The 12,584-nt window shown below is 37.8% G+C and carries 12 protein-coding genes and 1 tRNA gene; 8 read left to right on the forward strand and 5 right to left on the reverse strand.

From position 1 onward, the window contains the following. Positions 1–63: 63 nt before the first annotated feature. Positions 64–1,161 carry a methylmalonyl Co-A mutase-associated GTPase MeaB gene (gene meaB / locus AC4PG5_RS08255; protein ID WP_492028463.1) on the reverse strand — a complete coding sequence of 366 codons (1,098 nt, stop codon included), beginning with the start codon at positions 1,159–1,161 and terminating at the stop codon, positions 64–66. Between the two features lie 16 nt (positions 1,162–1,177). Further along, positions 1,178–2,245 (reverse strand): DUF1573 domain-containing protein, encoded by a 1,068-nt coding sequence (locus AC4PG5_RS08260; protein ID WP_492028464.1) that lies wholly within the window; start codon positions 2,243–2,245, stop codon positions 1,178–1,180. Between the two features lie 382 nt (positions 2,246–2,627). Between AC4PG5_RS08260 and AC4PG5_RS08265 the strand changes: the two genes are divergently transcribed. The 4 genes from AC4PG5_RS08265 to AC4PG5_RS08280 are packed head-to-tail and all read left to right on the forward strand — an operon-like array spanning position 2,628 to position 4,922. After that, positions 2,628–3,557, forward strand: coding sequence for a CsgG/HfaB family protein (locus tag AC4PG5_RS08265; RefSeq protein WP_492028465.1), 930 nt, complete (start codon positions 2,628–2,630; stop codon positions 3,555–3,557). Then, a complete protein-coding gene (locus AC4PG5_RS08270) occupies positions 3,554–3,895 on the forward strand; it encodes a hypothetical protein (protein ID WP_492028466.1) in 342 nt (113 codons plus the stop codon). The genes AC4PG5_RS08265 and AC4PG5_RS08270 overlap by 4 nt, the downstream gene beginning before the upstream one ends. After that, positions 3,892–4,236: a DUF4810 domain-containing protein gene (locus AC4PG5_RS08275; protein ID WP_492028467.1), complete on the forward strand. Its 345-nt coding sequence runs from the start codon at positions 3,892–3,894 to the stop codon at positions 4,234–4,236. Before AC4PG5_RS08270 ends, AC4PG5_RS08275 begins: the two co-directional genes overlap by 4 nt. Continuing rightward, a complete protein-coding gene (locus AC4PG5_RS08280; RefSeq protein WP_492028468.1) occupies positions 4,233–4,922 on the forward strand; it encodes a GNA1162 family protein in 690 nt (229 codons plus the stop codon). Before AC4PG5_RS08275 ends, AC4PG5_RS08280 begins: the two co-directional genes overlap by 4 nt. 193 nt (positions 4,923–5,115) lie before the next feature. On the opposite strand, the gene AC4PG5_RS08285 is transcribed toward AC4PG5_RS08280, so the two are convergent. Both AC4PG5_RS08285 and AC4PG5_RS08290 read right to left on the reverse strand, forming a co-directional pair. Continuing rightward, a complete protein-coding gene (locus AC4PG5_RS08285; protein ID WP_492028469.1) occupies positions 5,116–6,576 on the reverse strand; it encodes an aminoacyl-histidine dipeptidase in 1,461 nt (486 codons plus the stop codon). A gap of 22 nt (positions 6,577–6,598) precedes the next feature. Next, the gene (locus AC4PG5_RS08290; protein ID WP_492028470.1) at positions 6,599–7,585 is read right to left on the reverse strand and encodes a lysylphosphatidylglycerol synthase transmembrane domain-containing protein; all 987 of its coding nucleotides are present in this window, start codon (positions 7,583–7,585) and stop codon (positions 6,599–6,601) included. Between the two features lie 70 nt (positions 7,586–7,655). On the opposite strand from AC4PG5_RS08290, the gene rsmA reads away from it, so the two are divergent. From rsmA to AC4PG5_RS08305, 3 genes are all read left to right on the forward strand, one after another. Then, on the forward strand, positions 7,656–8,462 hold the full coding sequence (gene rsmA / locus AC4PG5_RS08295) for a 16S rRNA (adenine(1518)-N(6)/adenine(1519)-N(6))-dimethyltransferase RsmA (protein ID WP_492028471.1): 807 nt from the start codon (positions 7,656–7,658) through the stop codon (positions 8,460–8,462). A 41-nt stretch (positions 8,463–8,503) separates the two neighbouring features. Beyond that, entirely contained in the window at positions 8,504–9,844 is a 1,341-nt protein-coding gene (gene mgtE / locus AC4PG5_RS08300) for a magnesium transporter (protein WP_492028472.1), read from the forward strand. 84 nt (positions 9,845–9,928) lie between these two features. Next, positions 9,929–11,785: a DUF349 domain-containing protein gene (locus tag AC4PG5_RS08305; protein WP_492028473.1), complete on the forward strand. Its 1,857-nt coding sequence runs from the start codon at positions 9,929–9,931 to the stop codon at positions 11,783–11,785. 111 nt (positions 11,786–11,896) lie between these two features. Here the strand turns inward: AC4PG5_RS08305 and AC4PG5_RS08310 are convergent. Further along, positions 11,897–11,967, reverse strand: a tRNA-Gln gene (locus AC4PG5_RS08310). A 256-nt stretch (positions 11,968–12,223) separates the two neighbouring features. Between AC4PG5_RS08310 and rsfS the strand changes: the two genes are divergently transcribed. Next, on the forward strand, positions 12,224–12,583 hold the full coding sequence (rsfS, locus tag AC4PG5_RS08315; protein ID WP_492028474.1) for a ribosome silencing factor: 360 nt from the start codon (positions 12,224–12,226) through the stop codon (positions 12,581–12,583). Position 12,584: the final 1 nt, after the last annotated feature.

The following is a 12,584-nucleotide window of genomic DNA, read 5'->3' on the forward strand; positions in this document are numbered from 1 at the left end:
AAAGCACCCTTTCAATTTCATGACAGAAATTAAAAGGGTGCTTTTATAGACTTTAAAGGAAAGTTATTTTCTCTGTAGTTCAGCAAAATAAACATCCAACATTTTTTTAGCGGCAACGAACGAAGTCAAACTACCATTAAGGACTTGCTGCTCTTTTTCTTCAAGCATTGTTGCAACAGCCGAATTATGATAGAAACTATCACGTAATTGCTCATTAATACTCTCGTACATCCAATATTTACTTTGTTCGTTACGTCGGAAATCAAAATAACCGTTGCCTCTTACAAAGTCAATATACTCGTAAACCATATCCCAAACTTCCTTAACCCCAATGTTATAGAAACCAGAATACGTCAAAACTTTGGGCGTCCATCCTGAATCAGGCGCAGGGAATAAATGCAGAGCGTTACGAAACTGCGTTGCTGCCAATTTGGCCTTATCGATATTATTTCCGTCGGCTTTATTGATGATAATGCCATCTGCCATCTCCATAATTCCTCTCTTAATTCCTTGTAATTCATCGCCTGTTCCTGCCAATTGGATGAGTAGGAAGAAATCGACCATAGAATGAACAGCTGTTTCGCTCTGTCCCACTCCAACGGTCTCTACGAAAATCTTATCAAATCCGGCAGCTTCACAAAGAATAATTGTTTCACGCGTTTTCCGCGCGACTCCGCCTAGAGAACCAGCCGAAGGACTAGGACGAATGAATGATTTCGGATGGACAGACAACTGTTCCATACGTGTTTTATCACCAAGAATGCTACCTTTGCTCCGTTCACTACTCGGGTCAATAGCCAATACAGCCAGCTTTCCTCCTTTTTCAAGGACATGCAAACCAAAGACATCAATGGAGGTACTTTTTCCGGCTCCCGGAACGCCACTAATTCCGATGCGAACCGATTGGCCGGAATGTGGCAAACATTTTTCGATGACTTCCTGAGCAATCTTTTGATGATCAGGATTTACACTTTCAACTAAAGTAACGGCTTGACTCAATATGGTGACATTCCCTTTTACAATGCCATCAACGTACTCGTCCACAGATAGTAGGCGTTTTCTGGGTTTACGCTTCAAATAAGGATTAACCGATGAAGGTTGATCAATGCCTTTATTCACTACCAATCCCTTATATTTCTCATTATTTTCAGGATGTTCCATAGCTTTATATGTACTGTTAACGTTTAATATTAATTTCAACTTTCGGTCGCACCGGATCGTTAGTAATCATCAAGATCCGAAGCCGACGTTTTTTATTGATCGTCTGTTGTGGACTGATCGTAATTTGTAGTTTAGTCGACTGTCCAGGCAAGAGCAACGTTTTCTTCAAACGCACTCCAACAGATGAATTAAAGACTTGTAGTTTGGTTATCTTTAATGCTGATTTTCCGGTATTAACAATCTCAATTTTATGCGAGACTTTTTTATTTTTAGTTAATTCTTCACTAAAATCAAGATCGGTTTCCGACAATTGAATCACCGGAGCTTTAGCTCGCTCACTCTCTGTCAAACTAGACGATCGTGGCAAAAGCACAACAGAGAGCGGAATCTCATTTTCTTCGCCAACCTTATCCCCTGAGAAACGAGAAAGATAAACAGAAGCATGGGTAAGTCCCAAATCCGGTAACTGTTCAGTATCAAGTGTCAGAGTTACTGTTCCCTTTTTACCCTTCAAAATAACCGCAGGATCTTTCTCTATCTTTAGATAATAAGGCAAGTGCATCAACACCGGCTCATAAGGTTTATCCGATAAATTGACTAAGCTCAGTTTTAGTTGAGGTTTATCTCCTCTATAGACATCAGGAAAAGCAAGTTCATTAAGATCCATCTTAATCTTACCAATCTGATATGGATGGGTTTTACTAAAATCCTTAACTTCGCGAACCACTTCTCCAGTGAACTTTAAATAGGCCAAATAAGGAGCGGCATTGCTATAAATCCCTATGCTTTTTTCAAAATGTCCTAAAGCCTCAGCATCGAATATAGCACTAACTGTTCCTTTTTCTCCTGGCGCAATAGGCGTTTTAGTCCAATCGGCTACCGTACAGGCACAAGAGGTGGTCACATTGCTTAACACTAAAGGCTGATTACCTGTATTAGTAATCACATACTCAACCTTTACAGGGTGTTTCCATTCGATTTGTCCGAACTTATGAGTTTCTTTATTAGAAGACAAACGCGGCTGAGCCAATAAAGTTAAAGCAAAAAAACAGCATATATAGATGAATGAGAAAAATCGTTTCATAAAAAGAGAATATTAAGTTTGATGTACAAATGTAGCTCTTTTCAATTAAAGATGGAGTGTCTTGAAAGGTTTATTAAGATAAATCAAAGAATTGCATTCCATTTCAATGGATTTCTCATTCTTCAAATATAATCTCTTAGCCCAAAACTCCAAAAAGGAAAAACATTAGCCATGGAAATATAAATTCAGCATATTAAAAATACTTTTAATACGCACGTCATTTGCATATAGTTAAGTCTATCCAAACGATATGATCTAAACAATTCTGTCAAAACCATTTCCTACAGACGAAAATCAAGGTTTTTTTAACACTAAAATCATTCTTTCATAAAAATTAAAAGCTAAATTTGTATTTATTTCAACAAACCTTTATGATGTAAATATGAAAAAATTTATTATTTTAATCTCAATTCTATGTTTATCAATCGACTTATCCGCTCAGCGCAAAGTCGTTGATATCGAACAAGAAAAATCCGCCTCTACCGAAACCGGTAAGATCCTCAAACGGAAAGTCGCTATCGGCCGTTTCTCTAACGAGACCAAATATGCTAAAGGATTATTCTATGACAAGGAAAATGATCCTATGGGGAAACAAGCTTTAGACATCCTTTCAACCCGCCTAGCTGCATCAGGTAAATTCTTATTACTTGAAAGAAATGATATGGATCAGTTAGCTAAAGAGATGAGAGAAAACAATTCAACCCTTCAAAAAGTCGGAGCCGACTATTTAATCATCGGATCAATCACCGAATACGGTCGTAAAAATGTTGGAGATGTCAAACTCTTCTCTAGTGCGAAAACACAAATCGTAGAAGCAGCTGTTAGCATCCGATTGGTGGACGTTTCCACCGGACTAATTATTTATTCTGATGAAGCCAAAGGTACTTCGGAACTTAAAACAAAAACAACTTTAGGATTTGGAGGAAGAGCTGATTTCGATGCGACACTTAGCGATAAAGCCATCTCAGCGGCAATCTCTAAACTTGTCGAAAACATAATCAATAAATGTACCGATAAACCTTGGAAAGCCTATTTCTTAAGTTCTGACGCAGATGCCACCATTATATCAGGTGGACCGAGTCAAGGCATTGAGGTTGGTGATGTTTTTACAGTAAAAATGAGAGGAAAAACGGTAAAGAACCCACAAACCGGCATCAATATCGAACTACCTGGAAAAACAGTTGGCCAAGTAGAAGTTGTAACGACCGGAGGCGATATACCCGAAGCCGAATATTCTATTGTTACGTTTAAAGAAGGGTCTATAGATTCTAAGAATATACAAAATTATTATATAGAGGAGATCAAAAAATGAAAAACAAACTATTAATATATTCATGCTTTGCACTATTCTCATTCTTATTATCAGGATGTAAAGTCGGAAATGTAGCAAGCACTCAAGGATTGTCCGATCAAGCCTATTTATACTTTGTTTCTAATCAAAAGTACTCTGATCAAATAGAGGTAACAGTCGACCGTGGCCTGGTTTTCAATGCTAAGGTGGTTAAAGAAAAGAAATATACCATTAAAGGAAACACTTATGCCATTTCTACAGGAAAGCATCATATTAAAATAACCTATAGAGGTCAGACGCTTTACGAACGAGAATTATTTTTATCCACACAAGAAACTAAAAAGATTGCTTTACCATGAAAAAAATCTTTTTGTTAAGTGGTTTTATTCTTTTGCTAAGTTCTTGTTCCACACAAAAGAATCTCTATTCATGGGACAAGTATACAACAACTTCTTATAATTATTATAAGAAGCAAACACCTGAGTCGGAAGAGGCTTTAATGAAAACGTATCAACGAATCATAACCAAAGCGGAAAATCAAAATTCAAGAATTGCTCCGGGGATTTATGCTGAGTATGGGTTTTTCTTGATGAAAAATGGCAAACGCGATGAAGGTTTAACCTACATTACAAAAGAAAAAGAACTATATCCCGAATCGACCCCATTTATAGACCGCCTTATTAAACAATTCTCAGAATGAAAAAGATCGTTTTTACTTTATTCTCATTAGTAATACTTATTAGTTCGTGCGGTACAACTCAAACGTCTAAACAGACTAGAGGTACGAGTTATGCCAAGTTATACGAAAACCATCCGACAAGCATTCTCATCATGCCACCGATCAACAAGACAGTTAATGTTGAAGCCAAAGAATACTTTTATACCTCAATGGCTATGCCTTTGGCCGAAAAAGGCTATTATGTTATTTCTCCATTTATAGCCATGGAGTTTCTTAAAAACGAAAGTGCTTACGACAGCGAAATGTTTGTCGAAGGTAATTTATCTGCTTTCAAGGAAGTCTTTGGAGCTGATGCTGTTTTATTCACAACCATAGAAGAATGGAGCAAATCAACCTTAGCCAATCAAATTACCGTTAAGATAGAGTATGATCTGAAATCAACAACTACCAATGAGACTCTTTTCCACAAGAAAGGAAGCCTAACGCTCGATCTCAGTGTACAGAGCAGTTCAGGAGGACTTGGAAGTTTAGTTAGTTTAGTTGCATCCGCAATTAACACCGCTCTTACTGATAAAGTTATTGCTGCAAGAATGTGCAACAATTATGTGCTCAAAGATTTACCTGAAGGCAAATATGCTCCTCTATTTGAGAAAGACAAAAATCTGGCGGCTGATGGAGAAATAGTTTCCGGTGTAGTTAGACAATAGTCTATAAACAAAAAGACTGTTTAATCGTCTCAAGCTAACTCATTCACGCTTGTTATAACACATATAGCAAGCGTGTTTTTTTTAAAGAACGTATAATAACCCTTTTATACAAAAGAAAAAATCACCTTCGTTACAACAAGAGTAGTAACAAAGGTGATTTTATTATGGTTTATTCTCAAAAAATCTATTTATATCATTCTTTAACAGGGGTTTGTTCCAATGTAGCCACCAAGAAATCATAGAACTTCTGAATAGTTGGAATATATGCTCTTTCATCAGGAGAATGAGGTGAACGCAAAGTTGGACCAAACGAAATCATATCAAGCCCAGGAACAATAGCTCCAATAATACCACATTCCAAACCGGCATGGATAACCTTTACAGCAGGTTCAGTACCGAACTGCGCTTTATAGGAAGCTTTCATAGCGTGTAGAATTGGTGAATTAATATTTGGTTGCCAACCCGAATAGCCTCCGGTCATTTCAACTTTCATTCCAGCCATTGAGAAACAAGATTCCAAACTAGTTGTCAAGCACTCTTTCATGCTATCACTAGAGCTACGAGCTAAAATCTTAACACTAGCTTTTCCCTCACCAATCTCTACAATAGCTAAATTAGACGAAGTCTCTACAGTATCAGGAATAGTTGGTATCATACGCATCACTCCATTCTGACAAGCAAAGACCGCATCAATAAAGTTATCTTGGATTTCTTCCGGCACTTGTCCCTTAGGAAGTTCAACGCGCTCAGCTTTAAAAGCAATCGGAGTTTCAATAGCAGAGAATTCCTCATTAAACAAGTTCTCACAATATTGTACGAGTTCCAAGACCTCAGCTTCATTTTCTGCCGGAATGGTGATCACAGCATGAGCTTCACGTGGAATAGCATTACGCATGTTACCACCGACCCAGCTCGCTAATCTTGCCTCATAAGAAGCAACCACTTCACGCAAGAAACGGACAATCAACTTATTTGCATTCGCACGTCCGGTGTTAATTTCCATACCGGAATGTCCACCACGTAAACCTTTCAATGTCACCTGCAAAGCAATGTCATCTTTCTCCGGAGCAACCTCCTTATATTCAAGAGTGGCTGTAACATCCATACCACCGGCGCAACCGATATAAAGTTCTCCTTCATCTTCAGAGTCAAGATTCAACAAAATTTCACCTTTCAACGTATCTGCCTTTAAACCAAAAGCACCAAACATACCGGTTTCTTCATCTTTGGTGATCAACGCTTCAAGAGGACCGTGTTTTAAATCAGTTGCTTCGAGTACAGCCATCATAGCAGCCACACCTATACCATTGTCAGCTCCAAGTGTTGTACCTTTAGCCTTCACCCAATCGCCATCAATATAAGTTTCAATCGGATCATTTACAAAGTCGTGAACCGTATCATTATTCTTTTGAGGCACCATATCCATGTGAGCTTGAAGAATCACACCTTTACGATTTTCCATACCGGGAGTAGCCGGCTTACGAATAATAACATTCCCTGCATTATCAACGAAAGACTCCAATCCAAGCCCCTTACCAAAATTAATCAAAAAATCAGTAATCTTTTCCATGTGTCCAGACGGACGTGGAATTTGAGTTAGTGAATGAAAATGCTTCCACACATTCTGTGGTGCCAAAGAAAGAATTGTACTCATAACAAAATAGATTTATAAATGATTAGAATTGTTTTTTATGGCTTAACGAAAAAGATATTAACCCATATATACCCAACAAAGCTACTAAAAAGGTTTGAATTCCATGTACAATTAAAGCAAATATTCCGGCATCAGTTGCATTTACACCGTAAAGCATCATCATTGAAATTACAGCAAAATGCCATGGTCCTGCCCCATTAGGTGTAGGAACGATGACTGCAAATGTTCCACCAACGAACATCACTAAAGCAGCCATTAAACCAAGATCAGAAGTAAATTCAAAACAATAAAATGTAAAATAAAAGTGCAAAAAATAAGAAAGCCAAATTAATAAAGTATACACTATAAACAAAGGAACATTACGAACCCGTTTCAGAGAAATTACTCCTGCCCAGACATTTAAAACCACACCTTTAACTCTTTCATAAAAGGAAAGCGTTTTCGATAAAAAATAGAACAAGACAGCAACCCCAATCAGACAAAAAAGAATAACATAAAACCATACAGAAGTCAACAAATAAACAAAAGATGGAATTTTCGTACCGGTCTGATTAATAAAAGAAAGGAAAACAGGCATTTGCAAAAGGATAGTAATCCCTGCAATCAACAATATGGTTAAAGTATCAATAATACGTTCTGTTACCACCGTGCCCAGCGATTGAGAAAAAGAGACCCCATCATGTTTAGCCAACGCTCCACAGCGGCTGACCTCCCCAAGTCTAGGAATAACTAAACTAGCAGCATACGACAAAAAAATAGCATTGACACAATCTTTTTTAGGGGGATAAGCATCCAAAGGTTCTAATGTTTGCCTCCAACGCCAACCTCGAAAAAGTTGAGCCGACACGCCAAAAATGAGCGAAAAAAGCATCCACCCCCATTGAGTCTCGTGTTGTAACACAGAAAGTGCTCTCGAGAAATCAAAATCTCGATAGACCCAATACAAAACAAATGCTCCCAAAATAATAGGTAAAACCAGTTTGAGAGTCTTTTTTAGTAGTTTCTTCATTCTTAATCCCTAATTCTTCATATAAAAGAATTACCTTTGTCACTTGCAAAAGTAGTTATTTAGTTGATAAATGAAATTAGTAAAACCCAAAAAGTTTCTAGGGCAACATTTTCTTAAAGATTTAAAAGTCGCCAAAGCTATTGCCGACACCGTTGATCTTGTCCCCAATTTGCCTGTTTTAGAGGTTGGCCCCGGAATGGGTGTACTAACCCAGTTCCTCATTACCAAAGAGCGACCATTGAAAGTTGTAGAAGTCGACTTTGAATCTGTGGCCTATCTACGAACCAACTATCCCCAACTGGAAAATGACATCATTGAAGACGATTTCCTCAAAATGCATTTAGATAAGTTGTTCGATGGAGGAGCATTTGTTCTAACCGGAAATTATCCTTATAATATTTCAAGCCAAATCTTCTTCAAGATGCTTGAATATAAAGACCTTATACCTTGCTGTACCGGGATGATACAAAAGGAAGTAGCAGAGCGCATTGCGTCCAAACCCGGAAATAAATCGTATGGCATTCTTAGTATTCTCATTCAAGCTTGGTATAATGTGGAATACTTGCTTACAGTTAGCGAACATGTATTCAACCCGCCCCCTAAAGTTAAAAGTGCAGTCATCCGAATGACACGCAATGAAAAACAAGAATTAGGATGTGACGAGAAACTATTCAAGCAAGTCGTCAAAACAACATTCAATCAACGTCGAAAAACGTTACGCAACTCGATAAAACCCATTTTAGGTAAAGAATGTCCGCTGACAAACGACGAATTATTTAATAAACGTCCCGAACAATTGTCGGTTGAAGATTTTATCAAGCTAACAAATGATGTTCAGAAGGCGTTAAAAGAAATGTCAACGCCGCCTATCGCATAATTTCAGACTGTAGATGTGGAACGCTCAAAACAAGGATTAAGATGGAAGAGGAATATATTGAAAACGTAAGACTTCTGATTGAGCAGAAAGATGCCGACCAAGTAAAGGAGCAAATAGCAGATCTCCATCCGGCAGATATAGCCGAGCTGTGCAATGAGCTCAGCACAGAAGACGCTCGATTCATCTATCGCTTGCTCGATAATGAGACGGCCGCAGACGTTCTTGTCGAGATGGATGAGGACGTTCGTAAAGAATTTCTAGAACTTCTCCCATCTGAAACAATCGCCAAACGTTTCGTCGATTACATGGATACCGACGATGCGGTTGAATTGATGCGTGAGCTAGACGAGGAAAAGCAGGAAGAAATCCTTTCGCACATTGAGGACATCGAACAAGCCGGAGACATTGTCGACCTCCTAAAATATGACGAAAATACTGCCGGTGGATTAATGGGTACTGAAATGGTACTGGTTAATGAGAATTGGAGTATGCCGGAATGTCTCAAAGAGATGCGCCAACAAGCCGAAGAACTTGATGAGATTTATTATGTTTACGTCATTGACGACGATGAGCGACTTCGGGGTGTTTTCCCACTAAAAAAGATGATTACATCCCCTTCGGTTTCGAAAGTCAAGCATGTCATGCAAAAAGACCCAATAGCTGTACACGTAGATACACCAACTGAAGAGGTGGTGCAAATCATTGAAAAATACGACTTAGTTGCTGTTCCGGTCGTCGACAGCATCGGACGGTTAGTTGGCCAGATCACAGTTGATGATGTGATGGATGAAGTTCGTGAACAATCGGAACGCGATTACCAGTTAGCTTCAGGTCTTTCGCAAGACGTAGAGACTGACGACAACGTCTTCCGTCAAACGACAGCACGATTACCATGGTTGTTGATAGGAATGATCGGTGGCATTGGTAACTCGATGATCTTGGGTAACTTTGACACAACTTTCGCCATGCATCCGGAGATGGCACTTTATATTCCATTGATTGGAGGTACCGGAGGAAATGTAGGAACACAATCTTCGGCAATTATCGTACAAGGATTAGCTAATAGTTCGCTTGACACCAAGAACACGTTTAAGCAAATCACTAAAGAGTCTATTGTAGCTCTGATCAACGCCACAATCATTTCTCTACTCGTTTATACGTATAATTTTATTCGATTTGGAGCAACCGCAACTGTTACCTACTCCGTATCGATCAGTTTATTCGCTGTGGTCATGTTCGCTTCTATTTTTGGTACTTTAGTTCCGATGACACTCGAAAAACTAAAGATAGATCCGGCTATTGCAACGGGCCCCTTCATCTCAATCACTAACGATATTATAGGAATGATGCTCTATATGGGAATCACTGTCCTATTATCATAAAAGTAAGTAAATAAAAAAAAACAAGCAAAAAAGTATGAAGTAATCGTTTTATTTCATTAATTTGTGACCCAAAACTAATATACAATGATGGACGCTCATGACACTAATGTTCTTCAGAACCCTGAAGAGTTAGAAGACAGAAAGGAAACAACAGATGCTTCTGAAGTAACAACAGAAACCCCTGTTGAAAATCAATCGACTGTGGAAAACACAGACTTATCGTCAAAAATAACGACAAAATCAGAACTTCTAAATCGGTTAAAAGAGCTAGCTAAAAATACTGATCTAGCTAACAAGCAAGAGCTTGAAAGCTTGAAACAACAATTTTACAAACTACACAATAGCGAATTAGACGCTTTAAAAAAGCAGTTTATAGAAGATGGTGGAGAGTCCAAAGATTTTCACCCTAGTGCAGACGCTCTGGAAGAAGAATTTAAACAAGTAATGGGAGCCATTAAGGAAAAGAGAGGCAACATTGCCGCAGAACTTGAGCACCAAAAAGAAGAGAATCTTCAAATAAAATTATCAATTATTGAAGAGCTCAAAGAACTTGTTGAGTCTAATGAAGATCCAAATAAATTGTATACAGAGTTCAAAAAACTACAAATGCAATGGAGCGAGATTAAACTCATCCCACAAGCTAAGATGAATGAGCTTTGGAAAAGCTACCAATTATATGTAGAAAAGTTCTACGACATTCTAAAATTAAATAATGAGTTCCGCGAATACGATTTCAAAAAGAATCTGGAATTAAAAACACATTTGTGTGAAGCTGCCGAAAAACTCTCGGAAGAAGAAGAAGATATTGTTTCGGCTTTTCATCAGCTTCAAAAACTACACCAAGAATTTCGCGAAACAGGCCCTGTAGCGAAAGAGCTACGAGATGACATTTGGAATCGATTCAAAGCAGCCTCAACCATTGTCAACCGTCGCCATCAAGAGCATTTTGAAAATCTAAAGAAATCTGAGCAGTTCAATTTAGATCAGAAAACGGTCATCTGTGAAATCGTAGAATCTATTGAATTTGAGACTTTAAAATCATTCTCGGCTTGGGAAAACAAAACAGAAGAAGTGATCGCTTTACAGAACAAATGGAAATCGATTGGTTTTGCACCCAAAAAGATGAATGTGAAAATATTCGAACGTTTCCGCAAAGCATGCGATGAATTCTTCAAAAAGAAAACCGAATTCTTTAAGGTTATTAAAGAAGAGATGAGTGCTAATCTTGACAAGAAGAAAGCGTTGTGTGAGAAAGCCGAGAGTTTAAAGGATAGTACGGATTGGAAAGCAACTGCAGAACTCCTAATTACTTTGCAGAAAGAATGGAAAGAAGTTGGTCCTGTTGCCAAAAAGCATTCTGATGCAGTATGGAAAAGATTTATCTCTGCTTGTGACCATTTTTTCGAACAGAAGAATAAAGCAACGTCTTCACAACGTGTCGTTGAGACTGAGAACCTAGAAAAGAAAAAGGCAATTATTGCCCAACTGAGTGCAATAGAAGAATCGACAGACACCAATCTAGCCGATCAACTCGTACGCCAATTAATGAAAGAATGGAATAGCGTAGGCCATGTTCCTTTCAAGGAAAAAGACAAACTATACAAACAGTACCATTCATTAATCGACCAACTTTTCGAACGTTTCAATATTAGCCTCTCTAATAAGAAGCTAACAGATTTTCGTCAAAGCTTAAACAACATGCAAGCAAACGGCGCACAATCGATCTATAGAGAGCGTGAAAAGTTGATGCGCATTCATGACAATATTAAAAATGAGTTACAAACCTACGATAACAATCTAGGATTCTTGACCTCAACATCTAAGAAAGGTAGTAGTTTGATGAATGAATTAAACAGAAAAGTTGAAAAGCTTAAAGCAGATCTAGACCTTATTCAACAAAAGATTAAGGCCATTGATGAATCCATCAAATCAGAACAATAAACCTCAGTTTATATACAAAAAGGGCTTGCAATGATATTGTAAGCCCTTTTTTGTATATAAACCGTACTTATAAAAAAAAGATGCAAATGATATTTGCATCTTTTCTATCTGTTGGGCTATCTGGATTCGAACCAGAAATGACAGGACCAGAATCTGTAGTGTTACCGTTACACCATAGCCCAATTACCTTGTTTTTGCGAGTGCAAAGATAAAAAAAAAACAAAAACAAAAAACAAAAAACCGAATTATTTTTTCTACAAACAGAAGATAAGAAGGAATATGAGAGACCCGCAACAACACTAAAAAACACAAAAATAAACGCATAACTTTCTTGTATCCAATAAATCACTGTATATTTGCGTTCAAGTCTTTACAAAAAACAAAAGAAAAGACTTTTTTGTTAGTAATCAACACGAGTAATTTAATTAAAGAAGATAGATGAACGATACAAAAAACTTAATTCAACAGATCACAGAAGGAATACAAGAAAAAAAAGGAAAGAATATCGTTATAGCCGATTTAACACAAATAGACGACACCATTTGCAACTACTTAATTATTTGTCAAGGAAATAGTCCAAGCCAAGTCGCTGCAATCGTTGATTCAGTTAAAGAATTCACACGTCGAGGGGCTAATCAGAAAGCCGTAAACATTGATGGTCTTCGCAACGCAGAATGGGTAGCAATGGATTATTCGGATGTATTCGTACACGTTTTTCTTCCGGGAGTAAGAGAGTTTTATAATTTGGAGCACCTATGGGCAGATGCCAAACTAACTATAATACCTGATTTAGATTAAG

This window comes from Bacteroides sp. QWL-09, assembly GCF_058683585.1.